Origin of the sequence: Chryseobacterium sp. SG20098, assembly GCF_031844745.1 — a bacterium.
In the GTDB taxonomy this organism is placed as follows: Bacteria; Bacteroidota; Bacteroidia; order Flavobacteriales; family Weeksellaceae; genus Chryseobacterium; species Chryseobacterium cucumeris.
The window spans coordinates 871,095-894,361 of record NZ_CP134622.1 but is presented as its reverse complement, the minus strand read 5'-3'; the positions used below and the strand labels follow the sequence as shown (position 1 = coordinate 894,361).

Annotated in this window: 21 protein-coding genes; 7 read left to right on the top strand and 14 right to left on the bottom strand. The window is 37.5% G+C overall.

Annotated elements, in window-relative coordinates; all coding sequences use genetic code 11:
* The 4 genes from RHP76_RS04025 to RHP76_RS04010 form a co-directional block, all read right to left on the bottom strand.
* Window positions 1-3,909, bottom strand: coding sequence for a response regulator (locus RHP76_RS04025; protein WP_311229552.1), 3,909 nt, complete (start codon window positions 3,907-3,909; stop codon window positions 1-3).
* 388 nt (window positions 3,910-4,297) lie between these two features.
* Window positions 4,298-5,113 (bottom strand): ferritin-like domain-containing protein, encoded by an 816-nt coding sequence (locus RHP76_RS04020; protein ID WP_062669400.1) that lies wholly within the window; start codon window positions 5,111-5,113, stop codon window positions 4,298-4,300.
* A 24-nt stretch (window positions 5,114-5,137) separates the two neighbouring features.
* Entirely contained in the window at window positions 5,138-5,848 is a 711-nt protein-coding gene (locus tag RHP76_RS04015; RefSeq protein WP_062669402.1) for a ferritin-like domain-containing protein, read from the bottom strand.
* Window positions 5,849-5,927: 79 nt separating this feature from the next.
* A complete protein-coding gene (locus tag RHP76_RS04010) occupies window positions 5,928-6,497 on the bottom strand; it encodes a fasciclin domain-containing protein (RefSeq protein ID WP_062669404.1) in 570 nt (189 codons plus the stop codon).
* A 252-nt stretch (window positions 6,498-6,749) separates the two neighbouring features.
* Between RHP76_RS04010 and RHP76_RS04005 the strand changes: the two genes are divergently transcribed.
* Window positions 6,750-7,319: an RNA polymerase sigma factor gene (locus RHP76_RS04005; protein WP_311229551.1), complete on the top strand. Its 570-nt coding sequence runs from the start codon at window positions 6,750-6,752 to the stop codon at window positions 7,317-7,319.
* A gap of 1 nt (window position 7,320) precedes the next feature.
* Entirely contained in the window at window positions 7,321-8,142 is an 822-nt protein-coding gene (locus RHP76_RS04000; RefSeq protein WP_120231186.1) for an anti-sigma factor, read from the top strand.
* Between the two features lie 177 nt (window positions 8,143-8,319).
* Here RHP76_RS04000 and RHP76_RS03995 read toward each other — a convergent pair whose 3' ends face one another.
* From RHP76_RS03995 to RHP76_RS03985, 3 genes are all read right to left on the bottom strand, one after another.
* On the bottom strand, window positions 8,320-9,714 hold the full coding sequence (locus RHP76_RS03995; protein WP_311229550.1) for an alkaline phosphatase: 1,395 nt from the start codon (window positions 9,712-9,714) through the stop codon (window positions 8,320-8,322).
* 78 nt (window positions 9,715-9,792) lie between these two features.
* Complete coding sequence (locus RHP76_RS03990) at window positions 9,793-10,995, bottom strand: GTP-binding protein (RefSeq protein ID WP_311229549.1); 1,203 nt, start codon at window positions 10,993-10,995, stop codon at window positions 9,793-9,795.
* A 3-nt stretch (window positions 10,996-10,998) separates the two neighbouring features.
* Window positions 10,999-11,337, bottom strand: a complete 339-nt coding sequence (locus tag RHP76_RS03985; protein WP_311229548.1) for a MerC domain-containing protein — start codon at window positions 11,335-11,337, stop codon at window positions 10,999-11,001.
* Between the two features lie 86 nt (window positions 11,338-11,423).
* On the opposite strand from RHP76_RS03985, the gene RHP76_RS03980 reads away from it, so the two are divergent.
* Window positions 11,424-11,831 (top strand): Fur family transcriptional regulator, encoded by a 408-nt coding sequence (locus RHP76_RS03980; RefSeq protein ID WP_311229547.1) that lies wholly within the window; start codon window positions 11,424-11,426, stop codon window positions 11,829-11,831.
* Window positions 11,818-12,072: a hypothetical protein gene (locus RHP76_RS03975; protein WP_311229546.1), complete on the top strand. Its 255-nt coding sequence runs from the start codon at window positions 11,818-11,820 to the stop codon at window positions 12,070-12,072. The genes RHP76_RS03980 and RHP76_RS03975 overlap by 14 nt, the downstream gene beginning before the upstream one ends.
* A gap of 65 nt (window positions 12,073-12,137) precedes the next feature.
* Here RHP76_RS03975 and RHP76_RS03970 read toward each other — a convergent pair whose 3' ends face one another.
* Window positions 12,138-12,623 (bottom strand): hypothetical protein, encoded by a 486-nt coding sequence (locus RHP76_RS03970; protein WP_034697952.1) that lies wholly within the window; start codon window positions 12,621-12,623, stop codon window positions 12,138-12,140.
* Window positions 12,624-12,965: 342 nt separating this feature from the next.
* Window positions 12,966-14,225: an SH3 domain-containing protein gene (locus RHP76_RS03965; RefSeq protein ID WP_311229545.1), complete on the bottom strand. Its 1,260-nt coding sequence runs from the start codon at window positions 14,223-14,225 to the stop codon at window positions 12,966-12,968.
* Between the two features lie 163 nt (window positions 14,226-14,388).
* On the opposite strand from RHP76_RS03965, the gene RHP76_RS03960 reads away from it, so the two are divergent.
* Window positions 14,389-14,880 carry a hypothetical protein gene (locus RHP76_RS03960; protein ID WP_062669418.1) on the top strand — a complete coding sequence of 164 codons (492 nt, stop codon included), beginning with the start codon at window positions 14,389-14,391 and terminating at the stop codon, window positions 14,878-14,880.
* Window positions 14,881-14,943: 63 nt separating this feature from the next.
* Here the strand turns inward: RHP76_RS03960 and RHP76_RS03955 are convergent, their stop codons facing one another.
* The 3 genes from RHP76_RS03955 to RHP76_RS03945 are packed head-to-tail and all read right to left on the bottom strand — an operon-like array spanning window position 14,944 to window position 16,555.
* Window positions 14,944-15,171 carry a hypothetical protein gene (locus RHP76_RS03955; RefSeq protein WP_062669420.1) on the bottom strand — a complete coding sequence of 76 codons (228 nt, stop codon included), beginning with the start codon at window positions 15,169-15,171 and terminating at the stop codon, window positions 14,944-14,946.
* A gap of 18 nt (window positions 15,172-15,189) precedes the next feature.
* Window positions 15,190-15,651 carry an NUDIX hydrolase gene (locus RHP76_RS03950; RefSeq protein ID WP_062669422.1) on the bottom strand — a complete coding sequence of 154 codons (462 nt, stop codon included), beginning with the start codon at window positions 15,649-15,651 and terminating at the stop codon, window positions 15,190-15,192.
* Between the two features lie 58 nt (window positions 15,652-15,709).
* Window positions 15,710-16,555: an AraC family transcriptional regulator gene (locus RHP76_RS03945; RefSeq protein ID WP_311229544.1), complete on the bottom strand. Its 846-nt coding sequence runs from the start codon at window positions 16,553-16,555 to the stop codon at window positions 15,710-15,712.
* 90 nt (window positions 16,556-16,645) lie between these two features.
* Here RHP76_RS03945 and RHP76_RS03940 point away from each other — a divergent pair, with 90 nt between their 5' ends.
* Window positions 16,646-17,626, top strand: a complete 981-nt coding sequence (locus tag RHP76_RS03940) for a polysaccharide deacetylase family protein (protein ID WP_311229543.1) — start codon at window positions 16,646-16,648, stop codon at window positions 17,624-17,626.
* Between the two features lie 145 nt (window positions 17,627-17,771).
* Window positions 17,772-18,161 carry a DoxX family protein gene (locus tag RHP76_RS03935; RefSeq protein WP_288441893.1) on the top strand — a complete coding sequence of 130 codons (390 nt, stop codon included), beginning with the start codon at window positions 17,772-17,774 and terminating at the stop codon, window positions 18,159-18,161.
* Window positions 18,162-18,672: 511 nt separating this feature from the next.
* Here the strand turns inward: RHP76_RS03935 and RHP76_RS03930 are convergent.
* Window positions 18,673-20,190: a TSUP family transporter gene (locus RHP76_RS03930; RefSeq protein WP_311229542.1), complete on the bottom strand. Its 1,518-nt coding sequence runs from the start codon at window positions 20,188-20,190 to the stop codon at window positions 18,673-18,675.
* 5 nt (window positions 20,191-20,195) lie between these two features.
* The gene (locus RHP76_RS03925) at window positions 20,196-23,072 is read right to left on the bottom strand and encodes a TonB-dependent receptor (RefSeq protein ID WP_311229541.1); all 2,877 of its coding nucleotides are present in this window, start codon (window positions 23,070-23,072) and stop codon (window positions 20,196-20,198) included.
* Between the last annotated feature and the right edge of the window lie 195 nt (window positions 23,073-23,267).

The following is a 23,267-nucleotide window of genomic DNA, read 5'->3' as shown; positions in this document are numbered from 1 at the left end:
TTATTGTATTAGATTTTTAATTAATTGTAATCCTGTTGTTATCTCCCGGATAATTTCTTCTTCCATGGAGATAAAATCCATGTCAGGATCTGCTTTATTTTCCCAGCTGGCAGTACGTTCTGTAAGTTTTATCAATCCTGCTGTTCCTGCTGTTCCTTTAAGCTTGTGAAGAATCAGTTTCAGATTGGCACTGTCTTTTTCTGCTGTGCTTTTTTTGATATTCTCTTCAGCCTGAGTAAGCTGATCTACTACAAGATCTAGGAATATTTTTCTGAAATCCTCATCATCATCGCCTATCTGTTCATTCAGGATATTTATATCGAGGTAATTTTCCTGATGGGAAGAATCTTCAGCAGGGCTATTATTTTCGTTAATGATATACTTTTTAAGCATTTCCAGCAGATCTGCCTGTCTTAAAGGTTTAGGTAAGAAGTCATTCATCCCGGAATCCAGACATTTTTCTTTCTCTCCCAGCACATTCCCTGCTGTTACTCCAATAATCGGAACATTGGAATATTCCGGGAGTAAGCGGATTTGTTTGGTAGCTTCAATGCCATCCATTACCGGCATCTGAACATCCATTAAAATGATATTGAATACCTTTTCTTTACACTGCAAAACCGCCTGAAGTCCATCCGTAGCTTCTGTAAGCTCTGCATCCGGAATCAATGAACGCATCATTTTGTGGTTAAGAACCATATTGACAGGGTTGTCATCTACCAGTAAAACCTGCGGTGCCTGCATCAGTATGGAGGTTTCTGTTTCCGGTTGTGGAATGCTGGTTACCTCTTTTTCAGTATTTTTTACAGCTCGTCTCAATGTTTTATAGAGTTCTTCAGACTTGATAGGCTTCAGCAGGAAGAATGAATTGTTTTCCTGACGGAAAGAATTGATCACATCATGTTCCTCGGAAGACGTGTGGAGAATAATCAAAGGAGAAGATTCATTTTGTTTGCTGAACAGTTCTTTGATTTTTTCTATCGTTTCCAGTCCGGAAATAATAGGCATATGGTAGTCCATCAGAATAACATCAAAACGCTCTCCTGCAAGTAATATCTGAAGAGCTTCCATTCCATTGGCTGCAAGCTTCGAATCTATATTTTTATAAGCAAGCATGTGCTGAATGATAATTCTGTTGGCTTCATTATCATCTACAATAAGTACTTTGTTTATTTTCAGATCTTCGTCTTCATGACGATCAGATATCTCATAAGGAACTTCTAAGTCAAAATAGAAAACAGATCCTTTTTGGGGTTCACTCACCAATGATAGTTTACTTCCCATATATTTCAGAATATTATTGGAAATGGTCAATCCGAGACCCGTTCCTCCATACGTTTTACTGATAGAGCTGTTTTCCTGCGTAAAGGCATTGAAAATATGGTGTTGCTTTTCCTTAGGAATACCAATTCCGGTATCTCTTACAGAAAATCTAAGTTTGATATTCTTGCTGTCCAGATTTAGTTTTTCTACTTTAAGCTCTATTTCTCCCTGTGCTGTAAATTTCACGGCATTTCCAAGAAGGTTGATCAAAATTTGTTTCAACCTTGATTCATCCAGCCAGATGGTCTCAGGAAGTCCCTGTTCTATATTGAGGAGTAATTCTATATTTTTTTTCTGTGACTGGTAAAGGATTACATTGATCACTTGGCTTACCATGTCATAAATATTGGATTTTTCAATGATAAGATCCATTTTTCCGGATTCTACCTTGGAGAAATCAAGAATATCGTTGATGATATTCAATAAATTCTCTCCTGATTCATTGATGTAATTGAGGTATTGAGTCTGTATATCGTTCAACGGTGTTTTTAAAAGAAGGTCGGAAAAGCCAATAACACCATTCAGCGGAGTCCGGATTTCATGGCTCATATTGGCTAAGAATTCAGACTTTGCTTTGCTGGCAATATCTGCCATTTTCTTGGCATTTTTCAGTTCACTATTGATTCTTACGGAGGGTGTAATATTCTGTGCAGAAACAATAATTCCTCCTATAACATTATTGGAAAGATACCATGGTGTCACTTCTACACTGTAATGCTGAATGATTCCTTTACCCGGAACTTCTATGGCCATGTCTTCATTTTTATAGGCCTTTCCTGCCAGTGCATCCAGATATATTTTTAATCTCTCATCCGGTACATTGGGTGAGATTTTAAACATGTTCTCTCCAATAAGTCTGATGTCATTCATCTGAAACTCATCTTTCCAGCTTCTGCTTACGGAAACATAATTGAGATCTTTATCAAACATGGCTACTGTAGAAGGTACGTATTTTACAAAAGACTGCAGCATAGCTTCTTTTCTGGCCAGTTCAAGGTAGATATTTTTGAAGGTATCAATATTCTGAATGATTCCGTAGACTCTCGTACATACTCCATCTTCAAATTCCGGTATACCTTTTACCCTTACCCAGATCATCACGCCGTCATTTTGTATAAGCTGTAATTCTTCATCGTAGGGAACGCCTTCTTTTACAGCCTTTTCGAATAAGGATTCCAGCTTTTCGCGGCTTTTTTCACTGTAAAAACCCAGTGCATTTTCAAAATCAGGCTGAAAATTTTTATCTATTTTATGAATTTCCCGGGTGGACTGCGACCAAAAAACCGTGTTGTTTTTCAGGTTGACTTCCCATCCTCCCACCTGGGCAACAGCACTGGTTTGTTCCAACATCTTTTTGGTATGAACAAGATCTTTTTCCAAACTTACTCTTTCCGTAACATTCAGTGCAGTGCTCACCACATAAGGTTTTCCTTCTTTGTTGATTTCCACAAGATTATGGTACATCCAGATCATTTCCTCACCTTCTTTTGCTTTCAGGATCATAGTCCCGAAATCTTCATGGTTCTTATTAATTCTTTCGAGATATTGCTCCAGAAGAGGCCAGTTTTTTTTAGGAACAAGATCTTTTAAATTTAACATTTCTACCTCTTCAGCAGAATATTGAAGGGTTTCTCTTCCTTTTTCGTTGACCGCAATGATATTTCCTTCCATATCATGCATACTCATCAAGCCTATAGCGTTTTCAAAGAAGCTTCTGAAGCGGCGTTCAGAGCTTTCAAGTTTAAGCTTTTCTTCGATGCGTTGGGTGATATTAATTCCAAAACAAAAAATCTCTGAATGATTTTGATTGAGCTTTAAAGACCATTCAATAATGATCGTTTGGGTATCATCTATTTTTGTTGAAGTTGTAAATGTTACTTCTTCATCCGTATTGGGAAGGTTTTTGGAAAGTAATTGGAGCTGAGAATTATGATTCCCTATCAGATCAAGAAAATTCTGGCCGAGAATCTGACCTTTATCCATTTGAAAAGTCTTTTCAAAAGCCGGATTACTCTCTTTCAGTGAAAAGTCTTTATCCAGAACACAGATCAGGTTATTGGAAATGGTAAAAGTCTGTTGAAAATATTCAGCCTGAATATTTTTCCTTTTACCCGTCAGAATTTTTGTGATTGCGTCTCCTATTTTTTTCAGAGTAGATATCTGGTCTTTTGTGATGGTTTTAGGTTTATAGTCGATAACGCAGATTGTCCCCAATACAAAACCTTCATCGTCAATCAACGGAACTCCTGCATAAAACCGGATTCCACCCGCCAGAATAAGTGGATTTTCTGATGATCTTTCATCCAATAATGTATCATTGATGACCAGAATTTCTCCACTTGCTATTGAATATTGGCAGACCGTATTTTTTCTGTCTACAAAATCAAGAGCCATTCCCACGCAACTCTGAATGGTCTGGGTTTCGCTTTCCATCATAGCAATAAGCGCTGCAGGACAGTCTGTCACCAGACATGCTGTTTCTGCAAAAATGTCTAACTGGGGATCTTTTTCAAGGTTCAAAAGATCAAAATACTCCAGTTTCTTCATTCTCCCTTCTTCATTCGCAGGAATTGGATATTTCTTCATATATTATGTCAACAATTAGAGACTTTTCTTTTTTGATTATTAAAAAATGATAATCAAGGCATTAAAGTTTATATTTTAAATATTTTTAAGTACTTTAAATTATTATTTTAATAAGTAAACCAAATTACGAAATTATTTCGTATTCCGTTACAGTAAATTTGATAATAAAGCTATATGTGTATTTATTTAAAATTTGCCGGCAAAAGTTTTAAGTAAAGAAGTACCATCTATTATGAAGATAAAAGTACCTTGTCTGATCGTAAAATCTGTTGTATAATACACTTTAAATGTGAATATTTTTGAAGGGAGAACATTCATTATTACAAAAAAAGTCCATTCCCGGAAAATTCGGAAATGGACTCACCACTTATCATCATCCAAATCACAACTAAACTATGAACAATGAAGCAATAGCCTGTGCATCGCTGCCACTTAAAATTTCATCATAAGCTGCAGAACCTGCCGCAGCCCCAAATAGAGTTGCTGTATTGTAGCCTGCCTGATTGGTATTGTCTTCTCCTGCATACACAGGATTGGTGGCTGAAGGCATACTTCCACCGTTAGCAAGCTCAATCCACCCTTTGTTAGCTCTCATTCTTCTTACTTGTGAAGCATGTCTTGCTTCAACGGAATGAATCTGTAATGCTGCCTGAAGCACTACTTTGTTGGACATCACATTTCCTGCCTGTCCTTTATAAGCTCTTACTCCGGTATCTTCAAAGGCCTGAGCAAGGATAAGAAATTGGTTATAATCTGTAAAAGGCATGAAATTTCCGCCTGCTGTAAAATCAAACGTAGGCTTATTTCCGGGAGTTGTTCCTAAAGAAGTCAGTGTGCTTTTCAGGAAGCTTACATGGGCGGATTCATGTTTTGAAATCTGCATGAAAACGGTTCTGTCTCCATTAGGGATTAATCCTGGTGTTGATAATCCTATGCTGTAGTACTCATTTTCCAGATATTCCAGTACCAATGCCAGTTGTAAAGCATCTGTGAGTGTACTTTTTAAAGCCATACCTGTTAACCCTGTTTTTGGAGCTTCTGCTTTGGCTGGAGTAGCCATCATCGCTCCTAATCCAAGAGGCACAGCTGCTGTAGCTGCTTTTTTTCCGAATAAAGAAATATTCGTGATGGTTTCCAGTCTTGAAGCTTCTGAAGTGAAAAATTTATCATCAGAAAGCTTATCCAGTAATCTAAGAATATTCATAATGTGAGTTTTTAAGGTGAATGATTAGTTGATTCCTCTTTCTTTCCAGGTAAAAGGTGTTTTGATAAATGTTCCGGCAGCCATTACAATGTCTTTTGGCTCTTTGGCGAGATCAAGTCCATTGGCATCTATCACATCGTCTCCCGAAAAATCTGCTGAGCCGGGATTGATTAGATTTCTGATGGCAGAGGCATGTCTGGCTTCCACAGAAACTATTTTACCTGCAATCACAAGATAGGCAGGATTGGAAATGTATTTTCCTGCTCCATTGTAAGCTGCTACGCCGGTATCTTCCAATGCTTTTGCGGTAGCCAATACTGAATTTCTGTCATTAAAATTCACATTAGGATACTGGAATTCAAGCTTAGGTAGCACATGATCTGTAGCACCGCTAATCGCAACTTTGAAGAAATCACGGTGAATCACCTCGTGATGATAGAGATCTGTAAAAACCTCTTTTTCAATACTGGAAATCCCCGTATAAAAATTGTTGACCACTTTCGTGTAAAAATCGGCTTCAAGCTGTTCTAAAGCATAGGCATAATTGAGTACACCTACATCTCCTGTTCCAAGATCATACTTGGATTCTTCTATAATCTGGAAGTCATCATCGTCATTACATCCGATAATGGTAAGGCCTGCGATGGCTAATCCTACTCCACCTAATTTTAAAAAGTTTCTTCTGCTGGTATTAAGGGTGGCACCCTGATTAGAAACCTGAATTACTTTTTTCATACTATTAATTTTTTTAGTGTTAGATATAAAAGAAACAAAAACAGCATATTGGATATGCTGTCTGAAATCTTAGAATTTATTATGGCATCAATACAGTATCTATTACATGAATCACTCCATTAGATTGGTTCACATCAGCAATTGTTACTTTGGCACTGTTTCCTTTTGCATCTTTTATGTAAAGATCTTTACCTTTTGTCCAGAAAGTAAGGTTTTCACCCTGTACAGTTTTCATCATACTTTTTCCGTTTCCTGCTTTTACGGCTGCCCAAATTTCTTTAGCACTGTATCTTCCTGGAAGAACATGATAGGTTAAGATCGAAGTAAGTGTGGCTTTATTTTCAGGTTTTACAAGATTTTCTACTGTTCCTTTTGGTAGTTTTGCAAAGGCAGCATCTGTAGGTGCCAATACGGTAAAAGGTCCTGCTCCCTGTAATGTTTCTACCAGACCAGCAGCTTTTACGGCAGCTACAAGAGTTTTATGATCCTTGGAGTTGACCGCATTTTCAATAATGTTTTTGGAAGGATACATAGGAGCACCTCCTACCATTACTGTTTTTTCTTTCATCGTTTGTGCAGTTACCTTTCCGCTGAAAGCAAATGATAAAACTACCATTGCTAAAACTGTGATTTTTGAATGTGTGTTCATTGCGTTGATTTTTAGTTAATTATATTGAATGTGTTTTTAAAGTCATTTACGAGGCTGGTTTTGTTTTAGATTGAAAAAAAAACAAATAAATTATAACTGTCTGATTTGTAGTATATTATTTTTAAAGAAAAATAAAATCAACTCATGAAATACGATTTTTGTATTGAATATTTTTTAATAATTTTCAGGAAAACATGTACGAAATAAAAGATGTGTTGAATTTTGTTGCCCATATGTTTTATTTTATTACATTTGAACAGAAAAATAAATATTATTAAAACAACCTATTCTGAAGAGGAACTTATCGTTTTATTAAGAGAAAAAAACGAAAACGGTTTTCATTATCTGTATGACCACTATTCGGGTGCGTTGTACGGGATCATTCTTCGAATCGTTCAGTCTAAAGAATATACCGAAGAAGTTAGTCAGGATGTTTTTGTCAAAATATGGAACTCCATTCATCAGTACGACTCCTCCAAAGGACGGTTTTATACATGGATGATCAATATAGCCCGGAATACGGCTATCGACTATCTAAAGTCTAAAGGATTCCAGAATGAGCTTAAAAACCAATCACTTCCTGATTTCGTATATAATACTGCAGAGCTTTCAACTACCAATAATTCTTCTGATTATATCGGATTTAATAACGTGCTGGAAGGTCTGGAAGCAGACAAGCAGGAGCTTATAAATCTTGCTTATTATCAGGGATATACCCAACATGAAATATCTGAAAAACTGAAGATACCGCTGGGAACGGTAAAAACGAAAATGCGGAATGCACTGATGAAATTAAAAGATTTGCTAAAAGATTACCAATAAATTGAACACTAAAGAATACATATCATCCGGAATTATAGAATCTTATATTCTAGGTCATGCTTCTCCCGAGGAAGCAGGGATTTTGGAGTGTGTGATGAAGAATAATGCTGAAGTGAAAGCGGCTTTTGAAGAAGCACAGAAAATTTTGGAACAACTTGCTACAGCTCAGGCTGTAACACCTCCAGGTGATTTGAAATCTAAGATCTGGAATAAAATTCAGCAGGAACAGATTGTTGAAGAAGTAACTCCTACTCTTTCAACAGATATCTCTGAAGTAAAAACTCACAGGGAAATCACTCAACAGGAGAGAACTCAAACTACGACTCCCTGGAAAACTTATGCAGTGGCGGCTTCGGCATTGTTTCTTGTAAGTGTTGCCGGAAATTTATTCTGGATGAACAGCCAATCTGCCAGTAAGAAAGAAATATCATTACTGATAGCAGATAAAAAACGTCAGGATAAGACGATGGAGAAGATGAATCAGAAGCTTGATATGTTCTCTAATCCCGATATGCAGATGGTTATGCTGAAAGGTGTAGAAAAACACACAGAAGCCAAAGCAATGGTTTTCTGGGATAAGAAAACAAAAGAAGTTTACCTGAATGCTGAAAAACTTCCTAAAGCTCCCGAAGGAATGCAATATCAGCTTTGGGCTATAGAAGATGGAAAACCGGTAAATGCAGGTATGTACACTGAAGATAAAGACAGTAGGATTGCCTTGGCCAATATACCAAAAGCCCAGGCTTTTGCGATTACTCTTGAAAAAGAAGGCGGAAGCAAAGTCCCTACAATGGAAAATATGTTTGTAATGGGTGGAATTTAAGTTTCACCCATTTCATTTATATAAAACAGGATCATTTGACAGAATACTTAATGTGAAATAAGTGAAAAACTTATCCTTTAATTTTTATGGAAGTCTTTTTTGCATAAAAAAACAAGGCGGACACAATCAATCCGCCTCGTATCTCCCAAATAATTAAATATGAAAAAATATGAATGTCTATACCAGACAGGCCTTCAGCATTAGATCATGAAGGTCTGTATTTTTAATAAACGGCTGTAAAAGCTCGTTTCCAGGACCATAAGCCGCTACTTCCACATAATCTCCGGAATGATCCATGCTGATCCACCCCACAGAATTCCTGCTTTTCTGAATTTCTGAATACAATTTAAAAGGCAGTTTCTTATAATTATAAAGCCCTTCTTCTTTTTCAAGTCCGTTGTAAAAACTTAGCAGATGCTTGGCTTCATCATCGGTCAATGTGATTTTGTTACCTTCATAAATCCAGTCTCTAATATCTTTTACCGAATAATCTTTGTGAATCCTATTGAGAATGTATTCATTGGTGTATTTGTAATCGGAAATGCTGTTAAATTGCCTGGTTGCATCCGCTCCGTAAATAGTGCCCGGATTAGCGTTTCCATGGTCTGTAGTGATGATGACTAAAGTATTTCCGTCTTTTTCGGCAAAATCCATTACCGTTTTCACCGCTTCATCAAATGCCAGCTGATCATGGATGAGTGCCGCTACGTCATTGGCATGGGCAGACCAGTCTACTTTTCCGGCCTCGATCTGAAGGACAAAACCTTCAGGATGATCTTTCATCTGATGAATAGCAGTATTGGCCATTTCAGCAAGAGTCGGTGTATTTTTGTACTCAGTAAGGTGCGTTTTGTCAATGGTATACGGTAATGCTCCTGTACTGAAGATTCCTAATAATTTTTCTCCTCTTTTGATTTCTTTCAGATCGCTTTGTGTTTTTAGAATCCGGTACCCTTTTTTACTGTAAACAGAATAGAGGTCTTTTTTGTCTTCTCTTTTGGAGGGATTGAAAAACTCGTCTCCGCCTCCTAACAGCACATCGAATTCCAGCTCTGCATACATTTCTGCAATTTGAGGTTCAGCATTTCTTTTGGAAGAATTTATACAGAATCCGGCTGGAGTCGCATGAGTAATGGTTACCGTAGTCACGCAGCCTGCTTTTTTTCCTGCTTTTTTATATTGCTGCCATATCGGAAGATGTTTCTCTCCGTTAGCTCCGATGTTTAAAACTCCGTTTTTCACTCTGATCCCTCCTCCAAAGGCTGAACTTGCGGCAGCAGAAGCGGTGACAACAGAACTTGCAGAAGCGGTGTCCATCAAAGCACGGGTCACCTTTTTATCATGATACAGATTAAGCCAGTTACTTCCTTTTCCTAAAATGTTCCGTGAATACAAGTCTGCCATTGAAAGTGTTCCCAGGCTCATCCCGTCACTTACCATGAAAATGATATTCTTCGCTTTTCCTTTCTGGTGCAGTTCCGTATTTTTCCCGAAGCTCCATAAATCAGATGGTGATAAGGTCAATAACCCTGAAAGTAATGCAGATCCTTTTAGAAATTTTCTTCTGTCCATATTGTTTTTGAAATAATGCTGTAAGTTATTGTATTTAAATTTTTATCGTAACATTGTTGCATTAATTAAAAGTTAATTTTAAATGTTCTTTGGAAACGGATCTTCAAAACTTTGTTTTTTGTCAAATAGTTCCTTTTCCCTTTCATTAATAAGACAATGTTGAAGGTCTGATAACATTTGATCTTTATCCAGATTCTGCCCGATAAATACCAATTCATTAATCCTGTCCCCCCAGTTTTTATCCCATCTGTTTTCTATAAATGTTTGGTTTTCTACAAATGAAGAATACTGAACCCTATGATTCATAGGCATACTACTCCACCAAACTCCTGCTTTTTCAAGCCTGAATGAACCTCCTGCCTGAGAAAAATTCAATGCATCATCAGGTCTTGAAGCTAACCAGAACAACCCTTTAGCTCTTATGGTTCCTTCCGGATAATGATGATTCAGATATTCCCAAAGCCTTATGGGATGAAAGGGCTTTCTATCTCTAAAAACAAGTGAACTTATCCCGTATTCTTCAGTTTCCGGGGTATGATGATCAGATTGTAGCTCTTTTTGCCAGCCTGCGGATGACTGTGCCTTATCAAAATCGAAAAGCTTAGTATGTAAAATCTTTTGGGGATCAATTTTTCCAAACTCAGCGTGTAAAAGATCTGCGTCGGGATTCAGTTTTCGGATTGCTGCTTTTAAAAAGCCAAGTGTTTCAGTATTGATAAGATCTGTTTTGTTTAAAATAATCACATTGGCAAATTCAATCTGGTCGGTCAGAAGATTAACAATCGTTCTGTAGTCGCCCTCCATATCAGTAAGATCGCGGTCCAGCAACATTTCATTAGAGCCAAAATCTTTCATGAAATTAAAACAATCTACCACCGTTACCATTGTATCAACATAACTGAAACGGGACAGATCTATTCCACTCTCTTCATCAATATAAGTAAAGGTTTGAGCAACAGGAATAGGTTCACTGATACCTGTACTTTCAATAAGGAGATAATCAAAACGGTTTTCATTCGCCAAACGTTCTACCTCTACCATAAGATCTTCACGAAGTGTACAGCAAATGCACCCATTACTCATTTCAACAAGCTTTTCTTCTGTTCTTGAAAGGGTATTTTGATTTTCAACCAGGCGGGCATCAATATTAATTTCGCTCATATCGTTCACTATTACAGCTACTTTTAATCCTTGTTTATTGTGAAGAATATGATTCAGTAGTGTCGTTTTTCCAGCTCCCAGAAAGCCGCTGAGTACCGTTACAGGAAGTTTTTTAGTCATGATTTAATGTTTATGATTTTTAAAATTGATGATATGACATGTAATCAAACCGATAGCTCCGATATAGATCAGAGGAAGATGAACTTCAAACAGAAAATCTGTCAATATAGAAATGAAAATAAGGCTTAATGATATCCAGAACAGAAACTTCAGCCACCGGTTTTCCATTTTTTTTGTTATTCTGAATACCACAACGGCTCCTATGAAAAGGAAAACCAGATCAATATAAGGATCATGGGAGATTCCCAATGGAACAATTAATAGCAGTGGAAAGACAATACAATGAATCAGGCATAAAACAGCAGCGGAGATTCCTACAGCATCAAGAATTTTTGATTTCATAATAGTATGGATTAATTTTCTTATCGTAACTTTGTTGCAAAAGTAGAAATAAAAATTTAAATAACGCAACTTTGTTGCATTAAAATATGAAACAGGTCAGAAATACGCATGCCAAAACGGAAATTTTAAACCTTATTAATAGTTCGGATGTAGCCCTTACCCACTCTGATATTCAGAAGAAACTGGGAGATCTGTGCAACAGAGTAACCATTTACAGGGTTTTGGAAAGGCTTGAAAACGAAGGTGCGATACACAAGATTGTCAATATTGATGGTGTGGTGAATTTTGCAAAGTGCAGTGGAAAATGTACCCATGAACAGCATTTTCATAATCATGTACATTTTAACTGTAAGGAATGTCATTCCGTTACGTGCATTGAAAATGCTATTCCGGAAATCAGTTTACCGGAACATTTCATCGCACACGAATATAATTTTATCATCAGCGGGATATGCCCGAAATGTGCTCATTTACAGGGTTTTGGAAAGGCTTGAAAACGAAGGTGCGATACACAAGATTGTCAATATTGATGGTGTGGTGAATTTTGCAAAGTGCAGTGGAAAATGTACCCATGAACAGCATTTTCATAATCATGTACATTTTAACTGTAAGGAATGTCATTCCGTTACGTGCATTGAAAATGCTATTCCGGAAATCAGTTTACCGGAACATTTCATCGCACACGAATATAATTTTATCATCAGCGGGATATGCCCGAAATGTGCTGATGCTTAAAAAATAAAAAGGCAGAAAAGCGAATATGCTGATCTGCCTTTTGTTGTACTGAAATATAAATTCTGTTATAAAGAAGAAATATAGACTTCTATCTTGGTACCATCATAATTGAAGGTTCCGTCAGAATTCTTTTTGCCCAATACCCATTTCATATCCACAGGTACTGTCCATGCCGATCCTAATGAAAATCCGTTCACAGATCTGATTTCATTTCCGTTTCCTGTAGTAATTGCTGAGTGAAAGAATGTTTTATCAATAAGCCTGTAAAAACCAATGGCCTTCCCTGCCGGAATGGGTGTGTATCCGTCCCATTTTTCTCCAGCAGGATAATTGAATAAGGTTAACCATTTTTGTCCTGCAGATTCGGCAAGCTGAGTAGGACTTATCCTGGCACCACGCATATACAATGCATAGGCAACTACATCATGACATACTCCACTGTTGTATTTCGAAATATTCTCTTCCCCAGAGAGAATGGAATGAGCAACGGGTGCCCTTTCAGATAGGGATAGCTGAGCCTTCCTGGCTCCTTCAGGTGTTATAAATGACATATTGTAATATTTTGTTTGGTGACGTAAAGATACGGCTTTAAAATTTAATCACTTATGTTAGAAAATATTTTAAGTTTCGGCTAAAGCCAATGGAAGAATACTTTATAAAATAGGCGTGCTAAAGCCCACCTCTATTGATATATAAATGTGGTATTATAGCAGAAACAAATGTAAATATTCAATAGGAACAGGCTTTAGCCCGTTTTAACAATTAAAAACAGATATATTGGCTTCAGCCAAAACTTAATATTGGCTAAGTTCAGGCTGAAACCTTTGAAAAATAAATAATAAAATGTGCGGGTTAAAACCCGCCTCTATTGATCAATATAATTAACAATTCATTTAACAATAATACATGCATTCATAGCTGAAAAGCTTCCCCTCTTTAAAAGTAAAAATAAAGAGCCCGGCATCTCCATTCTGAATGTAATATTCGTGCGGAGAAGAAATCCAGCGTGTTGAGAGCAGATCTCCAAAACGGCTAACAAAATCCTTTTCATTATAATTAGAATCCATACGTTCCTTTCCCAGAATCACAGCTTCACCGCTATTAAAAGACATTTTGTAGATACTTCCGGAAACTTTTCCTTTATATTCTTCAAAGGCTACAATCATATCAGATGTTCTGTAAAAATATTGAGGTTCCCAGCCGCATTCAGGGGTATTGGGAATGTCTTTTACCTTCTGCATCTCCAGCTGTTTCACCTGTGTTTCTGTAATTTTTCCGTCAAAAAGCTGGGTCTCTTTCCACACAAAATGCATATTTAAGGCTTTCAACTTTTTTTCATAAGCTTCAGTTTCTGGTTTTTTTGCCAGTTGATCCGCCAGAAGAAGTTCAAAATCGATATCTATCTTTGGATTTTCTATGCCTGAATAAGATTCTTGCCAATAAAGTAATGCTTGTTTAAGATTTTTATCTTCCAGCCATGCAATTTCGCGCAATCTACCAACCTGAGTCAGTTCTTTTTCCTTGTTCTTTCCTTTTGCAGCCAGATAATCTTTCAAAATTTTGTCGTATGTAAGTTCTGTTCCCAGGTATTTCATCTGGATATATTCCGGATTTTCGTGGAAATGGTCGCCAATATATACCCAGCCATCCTGATACAGGGGTACATAATCAATGCAAATCAGTTCGTTTAAAGCCAATTTTCGTGTTGCCGTACTTTCCGTTGTAGGGCCTTTTCGTACACGTAATTCTGATCCCTGCACATAAAAATGGGGACATTGATATCCCTCTTTTCCTCTATAGAAATATTGTAGTGGTTCACCCGCTGATTTTTTCCCACGCATAGACTTTTGGAGTGGCTGGCGGTCTATAAAACCAATATCACCGTTGCTTACCTGTACTTTGTATTGCGTTTGGGTAGAATCCAGGAGGTAAACTGGTGCTTCAGTAGAAAAGATTCCCAAAACGTCCTTATTTTTTCCATTTTCACGATAAAGGTGACCCCATTCGGAGGTATAGGCCGGGCGTGCTCCGGCACTCTGAGCCTGGATATTGTAAAAGCAGCATTGAATGATTCCGGCTGCCAATAGTATCTTATTCAATATATTGTAATTTATATCTGCAAAAGTTTCCACGTCTTTTACAGAGGTGTTCATAATGGTTTCTATGGTTATTGTTTCAAAAATAATGAAAAATAAGAGTTTGTCCCAAAGTTATTGTTATTCAGAATGGGTATAAATTCCATCCTATTCATCTGTTTCCATTGGGTAGCGTAAATAAAAATACTATTTTTATCGCCCAAAAAAGTAAAGACTAAATATGCCGACTGATGCTTCTCTTAAGCTGATTCCGATGACAACTTTCGTGCTGGAGTATTATTCCCACGAAGGATATGCTGATCTTCAGATTTTGAATCTGATGAATAATTATGCCAATTTCTTAAAGAAGCGTTTGACTCTTGGAATGTTTGTTCCTGTAGACCGTAAAGGAAATATTCTAAAAGAACCGAAAAATTATACCGCATGGAAATCTTTGGATCATAACGATGGAAGAAGAACGGATATTGTAGGTTTCGAAGAATATGCAGAGTATCAGAAGGCCGAGCAGAACTGCATGTTTGAAGGATTTAAAGTAGATTATAATGGATACTCAAAAGTGAGAATCATTGCTTCATACGACCCTTCTATCGAATTGTCTTTTAATAAAAATGATCTGATCCCTACAGGCTTCAATGATGTAGAATCACTGACGGTATTTGATGATATCTTTTTAACATCCAGTGCATTAAAAGCAATTGGGATAAAACGATAAATAATAGTTGTACTATATAAAAAACCTTTATCAGCACTGATAAAGGTTTTTTGTTTTCTTGTTCTATCTGACACATTCTCCCGAATGGCAGTGGTAGCCTGATGGACAAAGCCCGTTGATGCAGGGGCCTGCAGCATCAGGATAGCACCTTTCATCTGCACGGCAATGAGAGTGAGGAGGACAAAGGGAAAGCAGATTGCCAAGGCAAACGCCTACAGGAAGCGGAAGATTCAGCTCTATTCCAATGGCTCCGATCATGTTTTTTAATGTTTTTCTGTTTAATTTTTTCATGGCTTTTGTTGTTAGGTGTTAGTAATTTTTTAATATACTTTCAAGTTCTGTGATGAGATCTTTCTGTGCCGGATTGATCCGTTTTTGTGCTTCTTCTGAAGCAAACCATTCCCATTGGTCCACTTCGGGAATTTCAATTATTTTGCCGGATTTGGGTGGCCATTCTAATGGAAAGCTATTGCTGTAAAGACCTGAAGTATCAATATCTCCTTCCAGGGCCCATGCATAAACTGTTTTTCCTCCTTTTTGTCTGATGGGTGATAATTCTATGAATTGGCCTTCTGCTGCTTTACCTGTTTCTTCTTTAAATTCCGTTAATGCCCTCACCAATGGGTCTTCATCGGGAAGAATTTCTCCTTTGGGGATAGACCATGCGCCAGAATCTTTATTTCTCCAGAAAGGGCCGCCGGGATGAACCAGAAAGTAATACAGACTGTCCTTTTCTTTTTTAAAGAGCAGAATCCCGGAACTTGTTTTCATGGGTTTAAAGATTTGATTATTAAAGATATAAAAAAATATAATCAGATGATCAATAAGATCAGCCTTTCTTTTTAAACTGAGAGGGTGGCATTTGTTTGTACGTTTTGAATATTTTATTAAAGTGGCTGGCATCATTGAAACCCAGCCTGTCGGCAATTTCACTGATATTATAATGGCTTTGCAGTAAAAGCTTTTCAGCAGTCTTCAGCTTATGCTGTATGATATGCTGTTGTATGGAGAAACCTGTCTGTTTTTTAATATAAATGCTGATGTAATTGGGAGAAAGCATAAATTCTTCAGCCAGGTTTTCAATTTTCATTTTATCAGCATCCAGAGCATTGACATTGATATAATACAGTATCTTTTCAATTCTGTTTAGATTTTGAGTGAGCCGGTTTTTTGCAGTAGCATTTTGCATCGTATTCCGGATAAGAATAGTCATGATACCCGAAAACAGATCAGTAGTTATCTCTTTGTTATAGGTGTTTTTATGGCTGAATTCATACAGAAGAATCCGGGCAAGCTGTAAAAGATGTTCCCTGTCTGTTTTGCTCTTAATCGCTGATTCATATACAAAGGAATGATCTTCCATCAGGAGCTGTACAGCCTTTTTAAGTTCATTGTTTTTGTTGGGCAGTAAGTTTTCCCAGATATACTGTTCTGTGAATTTTATATAAATGAATTTCGTTTTGTTTTTAATTGAAAATTCGTGGCCGTCACTTGGTCTGAGTAGAAATACATCCCCTTTTTTATACGGGAAAGTAATGCTGTTGAGGTGATGAAATCCTTTTCCGTTTTCTATAATGATCAGTTCATAAAAATTATGATTGTGATATTCAACATCCCAGTTTTCCTTTTCAATACTGAAAACATTGAAAGAGCTGAAATTAACGATTCGTTTCATAGAAGAATGGATTTTTACAAATTTACCATTAATTTTTACAATATATGCCAATGGATTATTGATGAATTTTGCCTTATCAATACATTCAAAATGAAATATATAAAACAATCAGTATTGCTGCTTGCCTCTGCAATTGTTCTGATGTCCTTTTCTGATCATGAAAAGGGTAAAACAGAAAAAAAGCAGCAGTATGAAAAACAGGCCCGAACAAAAAAATACTGGCCCAATGGTGCTCAATTGGTTATTTCTGTCTCCATGCAGTTTGAAACAGGTGGACAACCGGAAGGCGCTGAAAGTCCTTTCAGTGGAACGCCTCTTCCCAAGGGACAGCCGGATCTTCCCGCAGAAAGCTGGTACCGCTACGGAGGAAATGAAGGAATTTACCGTATGCTGGATTTATGGAAAAAATATGATATTAAAGTTACCTCTCATGTAGTAGGAAGTGCTGCTGAAAAGTATCCAGAAGTCGCTAAAGCTATTGCAAACGGAGGTCATGAAATTGCAGCTCATGGTTTTACCTGGGATAATCAGTGGAATAAAAATTATGCTGACGAACTGAATTTCGTAAAGAAAGGTGTGGATGTTGTTGAAAAAATTACAGGGCAGAAAGCTGTTGGTTATAATGCCAACTGGTTGAGAAGAAGCCCGAATACACTTAAAGTATTACAGGAACTGGGTTTTCTGTATCATATTGATGATCTAAGCCATGATGAACCTTTTATAACTAAAGTAAAAGGAAAAAGATTTGTAGTCGTTCCTTATACGCTTCGTAACAATGATATTGTCAATATTGAAGAGAAACACTGGAGCCCGGAGCAGTTTTTGGCCCAGCTGAAATTTGAATTTGACCGGTTGTATGAAGAAGGAGCTTCCAAAAGGAGAATGATGAGTATCAGTTTTCATGACAGAATAGGTGGAACTCCTGCAATGGTACATGCCATGGAGGAATTTATAAAATATGCCAAAGAAAAGCATGGCGTAGTCTTTATGAGAAAAGATGATATTGCCAAAATGGTGATGAACGATCCGTATACTCCGGTTGATAATAGTGAAGAAAAGTTTAATAAGTAAGGAAGCTGGAAGCTGGAGGAAGGAAGTTATCGAAGTCTGTAAAAACAAATTAGAGATAATTGAAATGATGATAAACACATTGAAAGTGAATCCCAACAGATTTATATCTTCCAGCATTCCGCTTCCATGCTAAAAAAATACCTTTATGAACAATACAAAAACAGCCTATTTTTTCCTTCGTGTATCGATGGGAATCAACTTTTTGGGACACGGATTGGTTCGTCTCGTGAAATTGCAGGACTTTGCATCAGGAATGGTGAAGGGTTTTGAAACAAGCTGGCTTCCGCAGCCATTGGTGCACCTGTTTGGTGTCACTCTCCCCTTTCTCGAATTTACAATCGGCCTTCTGCTGATCATTGGTTTTAAAACCCGAATTGCGGCGATGGCCGGAGCTTCTCTCATAATCCTGCTCCTTTTTGGAAGCAGTACTGTTGAAAACTGGGAAGCAATGGGAATTCAGATGATTTATGCAGGTTTGTTCTACATTCTGATTAGCAGAATTGAGGATAATTACCTGGCATTGGACAGGAAATGATAAAAGCAAAAGCTGGTACAACTGGGAAAATTAAGGAAGTAAAAGGATAAAGAAGAAAGAGATTATTCGGAAACTTTTGCCTTTACTTTCCCGGTTTTTTTCATGATCTGAGATTATGTTACAACTTCCTTAGATTCAGTTACTCTGTTGTTATAGTTAAAGCTCGCCTTTTCAATCGGATCTTTATTCAATAAAAATGCAAAAGAATTACAGGAATTGCTTTCCAGATATCAATATGATAACCTGTTTGATGATTCAAAATTCAGAAAGAAATTTTCGGAGTTTCCTGTAACGACCTACAGACAGGTAATCGAACAAATTAAAAAAGAACAGCAATCTGTAAAATAAAAAGTGCTTATAAAAAACGCAAAGTTTTAATGGTTTCAGATTTTTACTAAAAATGAGTAATGGTAGTGTCAATACACTGCATCATTAATTTTCCCCCTGATGCCTCAAAATAAAGTAAACATTAAAATCTCTGCGTTTAATACTTTCTGATTTATATTTGTTCTTATGAGAAGATCGATTTTGTTATCGTAATAAGGCTCATGGCAATAACCACCATTCCTACCACCACAAACATTTTCTTTGTGGGAAGTTTTGCCGTAAGCATCGCAGAAAACGGAGCCGTAAAAACACCTCCCAGCAAAAGCCCCAAAACAATATTCCAGTGGTGGATACCTATTGTAAAAATAAAGGTAATGGCACTGGTAATGGTTAGTAAAAACTTTGCAACAGTGGAACTTCCCACTACATAGCGGGGAATTCTTCCCTCTTTAATTAATGTTCCGGTAACCAATGGTCCCCAGCCACCTCCTGCAAAGGAATCAATAAAACCACCTACAAGTCCCAAAACTCTAAGATTGGTTCTTCGTTTGGTTTTAACTTGTCCTGATTTTTTATCTTTGAATGCATTTCTTAAGATATTGATTCCAAGATAGAGCGTGTAGCAGGCAATAATTGGTTTTACGATGTGAGCATAATGTTCACCATAATGAGACAGTGTTAAAGCACCGATAACAGAACCCACAATAGCCAATGGAAACAGCACCCATACCATTTTTTTATTGACATTTCCCAGTTTATAATGGCTGAAACTCCCGGCTGCTGTGGTAAAAGATTCCGCAGAGTGAATGCTTGCACTTACAACCGGCGGTGGAACATTCAGTAATAAAAGAATCGTAGTACATATCACTCCATAGCCCATTCCCATAGATCCGGCGACAATTTCTGCCATAAAGCCAGCAAACAGCATCCAGTAAAAAATATGGCCATCTTTATTCAGAAAATGCTGAATATCATCAGATAAATTAAACTGATACACGACAAGCCCAAATAACCCGAAAAGAAGTAAAACTCCTATGATGCCCAGATAAATATTGGCTTTTCTCTGGGCTGTTTTGGTGATACTGATCAGCTTTTGAATTTCCATATCCGGTTTTGCAGCAACTTTTCCTTCGGACAGATATTCTGTTGTAATCTTATTAAGTTCTTTTAGTTTATAATCGAAATCGCCTGTCAGTTGATTACGGATATACTGCATATTGTCCAATACATGATCCATTTCGTCAGGAATCACTTCGGTAAAGGTTTCTCTTAATCTTTTAGCGATGGTTGGAGATTTTCCGTTGGTGGAAATAGCTATTTTAAGACTTCCCTTTTTAACAATAGATCCTAAATAAAAATCACACAAATCAGGTTTATCCGCAATATTGACCAGTACACTTTTTTGCTGGGCTTTTTCTTTGATTTCCCCGGCCAGTTCAACATCATTTACCGCAATAATGGCCAGATCAGTATCGTTAAAATCATGATCGTCATATGCTCTCTCATGAAGTGTTATATTGGAAAACTGGTTTTGTAAAGTTCTGACCTCCGGAATGATTTCTTTGGCTACCAGTTTGATGGATGTTTCCGGTGAATTGCCCAGAACAGATTCCAGTTTTTCAAGGGCAACCTTGCCGCCGCCAATGATCAGAAGCGACAGGTTTTCAAGTTTTAAAAATATGGGATATAAAGAATTGCTCATCCTGATTACAGTTTTAAGTCATACGTAAAAGCGAGATAATACAGTCCTCCGATTTCAGGACCTGCTGCATACTGGAAGTAACGGCGGTTCAGCAGATTGGTAGCACCTATTTTAATATTTGCACGGATTTCAGGAAGCTTCCATGTTGCCTGTGCATCAATGGTGTAATAAGCGGGAATTTCTCCGGATGCTAAAGGACTTTCCCACATAAAACCGCTCTGCCATCTGGCTACAAGAGTAAATCCTATATTTTTAACAATCTCTCTGTTTCCCACGCTTACATTTACCATCCACTTCGGAGTGTTGAAAGCTGTAATAAACAGATCTGAGTTATTATTGGAAGCCAGATCATTATAGGAAACATTGGTGTTGATATTGTAATTTCCTGTGATATTATATCGGATTCCTAAAGATGTTCCGTAGCTTTTGTAGGTACTGTTGCTGTTGGTATAAACCCTGTATCGGTCCTGTTTACTTCTGTCGAGCATGGCAAGAACAGCGGTATTGCTTCCTACCTGGCTGTTTTTAGGAACAGCCACTTCTACCTGACCAAGGAATCCTTCGTAGATATTGTAATAAAAATCCCAGTCCAGCACCAGTTTATTATTGAAAAAAGTAGACTTATACCCTACTTCAAACGAATTGATTTTCTCCGGCTGTAATTTCTGAAGATTCGCTACCGTTAAAAGCTGTTTGTTATCCTGAGCTGCCTGAGCCTGGGTTTTTCCTGCGTCAACATCAGCGTTTACTGCTGAGGTAAATTTATCGATGGATGCCAGCGTATAAGAGTTTTCCAGATAGCCTAATCCATCATTCACTTTTGAAAGTCCGCCTACTCTTCTTACATTTCCGTTATTCACGAATGAAAGGGCTTCAAATAAAGATGGAAAACGATAGCCGTTTTGAAAAGAGGCCCGGAAATTATGCTGTTTTACTGGGGAATACACTACACTTATTCTTGGATTTAGTTTGGCTTCAAATTCCGGGTTTCTGTCGATCCGTAAAGCGGCATTAATTTTTACTTTATCATCGAAGAAAAGCTTGGTAATCTGTGCAAAAGCCCCATATTTCTGATAGATAACATCTTTCCCGAAAGTACCATTGGCTAAAGGAATGTTTCTTTCATTGACCGGACGGTTGAAATCAACAAAGTTATTTCCATCCGGAGTAATGCTGTACAAACGGTAATCTACTCCTGCAAGAAGGTTGAATATCTTCACAAACCTGCTGAAATCATAGGTCAGTTCCCCCTGATAAAAGCGGGATTTCTGTTCAAGCTTGGCTCCTCCTGTTGCCGGAGCTCCTGCTACGCCTCCATTGGCCGAATCCCAGTTATTAATTCCGATAATGGTATTTTTTAGCTGTTCAAAGGCTGCGGTTCCCGGTACAACCCTGTTTTTATCAGCTTCCTGACGGGCGAGAGTAAATGCTTCATTAAGATTGGTTCCGGCATTCAGGCTGTTCTGAAGTGCGGTCTGGAATATATTTTTCCAGTTGGTATTGGAAAGATTAGTCAGATCAAGATTATCTGCCAAAGGTTTGAGATTATAAGAATCTCCTGTATTTTCTATGGAAACATAAGCTCTGAAGGTTAATTCTTTTCCTGTGAGTTCTACTTTATGATTCTGAACTGTGGCATTCTGCAAACGGATTTTATTCCCTCTCTGGAAAGTTCCGTCCAGCAAACCATAACGATACACATAAGATGTTCTCCACTGATCTCCGAAACGATAATATAAACCTGCATCGAACTTAATATTTTTCACGTCAGGGCTTACCAGATCTTTTTCCAGATATCCGGTTCTCGAAACGTTGAATGTGGTTGGTTTTCCGTTGTAATCTACTTTTACAGCTACACGGTTGTTTCTTTCATCACCGTATTTATTCCAAAGATCTTCAGCCGGATTGTTAGCCAAAGCAAAGTTAGGATTGGCTGTTACCAATGAACCTGGATTCTGATCTGTCAGATTATTGGAAATCCAGTCGGTTCCACTGAAGTAAGAGGCATTAACTTTAACAGCAAAGTTCTTATTGATCACCTTTGCAAAACGAATGGCACTTTCTCCCAGAGAACTTATTTTATGATTGACATTGTCTACATGATTTACTCCGCCACGGAAATAAACACTTATCCCTTCAGAGGTAAACGGATCTTTGGTCTGTAAACTTGCCAGTCCGTTGATGGCATTCATTCCGTACAATGCAGAAGCCGCTCCCGGAGTCACTTCCATAGATTGAATATCCAGTTCTGTAGGTCCTATCGCATTTCCCAGCGGCACTCCCAAGGTTGCCGACTGTACATCTACTCCATCTACCAGCTGCATGAACCGGAAATTATTGGGCGAATTAAAACCTCTTGAATTAGGAATTTTCAACGTAAGGCTTGAGGTTAAAAGCTGTAGTCCTTTTACATTTTCCAGGGTTTCATAAAACGAAGCAGCCGGACTTTCCCTGATGGTTTTGATATCAATTTTTTCAATAGCGATCGGAGATCTTAATATTTTTTCCGGAACTCTGGAGGCAGAAATTACCACATCATCAATAATGGTATTCTGAGGGTTTAAGCCTATCGTTATTTTGTTGGAAGGCGAAAGGATTTCAACAGTTTGACTGCTAAAACCATCTTTCTGAACAACCACCCGAAATGGAATGGTAACTCTTGTTCTGATTTTGAAGTTACCCAACTGATCCGTGAATGCGTTATCCTGTGTATTTTCGATCTGTACTTTTACGGAGTCAAGACCTTTTCGTGTATCTGTATTTTTGATGCTTCCGCTAAGCTCTATAAGCTGCTGCTGAGCTTCTGCCAGGTTAAAAAATAGAAATGTAAATGCAATAATGCCTGCTTTTGGTAGAAAATTTCCCTGCTTTTTGTTTTTCATTTTTGCTTCATTTTTTAGGTTGAGAATGAAGCTGCCTGAAATTTTTAAATAAAACATAAAGTTTTTAAACCATTAAGAGTTGATAAGATTTTAAGGTATTTAAGAATGCTTCGCACTAAAGAACAGGTCTTAAAAAATCATATGATTTTACCTTAACTTTACTAAATAACTTTAATTCCTTAATGGTTTGATTTA

Bases quoted from the DNA above. Each gene is read 5' to 3' on its own strand.
- RHP76_RS03940 (WP_311229543.1), top strand. From the start codon at position 16,646: ATGAAATATATAAAACAATCAGTATTGCTGCTTGCCTCTGCAATTGTT.
- RHP76_RS03945 (WP_311229544.1), bottom strand. From the start codon at position 16,555: ATGAAACGAATCGTTAATTTCAGCTCTTTCAATGTTTTCAGTATTGAA.
- RHP76_RS04025 (WP_311229552.1), bottom strand. From the start codon at position 3,909: ATGAAGAAATATCCAATTCCTGCGAATGAAGAAGGGAGAATGAAGAAA.
- RHP76_RS04020 (WP_062669400.1), bottom strand. From the start codon at position 5,113: ATGAATATTCTTAGATTACTGGATAAGCTTTCTGATGATAAATTTTTC.
- RHP76_RS04010 (WP_062669404.1), bottom strand. From the start codon at position 6,497: ATGAACACACATTCAAAAATCACAGTTTTAGCAATGGTAGTTTTATCA.
- RHP76_RS03930 (WP_311229542.1), bottom strand. From the start codon at position 20,190: ATGAGCAATTCTTTATATCCCATATTTTTAAAACTTGAAAACCTGTCG.
- RHP76_RS03935 (WP_288441893.1), top strand. From the start codon at position 17,772: ATGAACAATACAAAAACAGCCTATTTTTTCCTTCGTGTATCGATGGGA.
- RHP76_RS03995 (WP_311229550.1), bottom strand. From the start codon at position 9,714: ATGGACAGAAGAAAATTTCTAAAAGGATCTGCATTACTTTCAGGGTTA.
- RHP76_RS03985 (WP_311229548.1), bottom strand. From the start codon at position 11,337: ATGAAATCAAAAATTCTTGATGCTGTAGGAATCTCCGCTGCTGTTTTA.
- RHP76_RS03925 (WP_311229541.1), bottom strand. From the start codon at position 23,072: ATGAAAAACAAAAAGCAGGGAAATTTTCTACCAAAAGCAGGCATTATT.
- RHP76_RS03970 (WP_034697952.1), bottom strand. From the start codon at position 12,623: ATGTCATTTATAACACCTGAAGGAGCCAGGAAGGCTCAGCTATCCCTA.
- RHP76_RS03960 (WP_062669418.1), top strand. From the start codon at position 14,389: ATGCCGACTGATGCTTCTCTTAAGCTGATTCCGATGACAACTTTCGTG.
- RHP76_RS03965 (WP_311229545.1), bottom strand. From the start codon at position 14,225: ATGAACACCTCTGTAAAAGACGTGGAAACTTTTGCAGATATAAATTAC.
- RHP76_RS03950 (WP_062669422.1), bottom strand. From the start codon at position 15,651: ATGAAAACAAGTTCCGGGATTCTGCTCTTTAAAAAAGAAAAGGACAGT.
- RHP76_RS03955 (WP_062669420.1), bottom strand. From the start codon at position 15,171: ATGAAAAAATTAAACAGAAAAACATTAAAAAACATGATCGGAGCCATT.
- RHP76_RS03990 (WP_311229549.1), bottom strand. From the start codon at position 10,995: ATGACTAAAAAACTTCCTGTAACGGTACTCAGCGGCTTTCTGGGAGCT.
- RHP76_RS03980 (WP_311229547.1), top strand. From the start codon at position 11,424: ATGAAACAGGTCAGAAATACGCATGCCAAAACGGAAATTTTAAACCTT.
- RHP76_RS04015 (WP_062669402.1), bottom strand. From the start codon at position 5,848: ATGAAAAAAGTAATTCAGGTTTCTAATCAGGGTGCCACCCTTAATACC.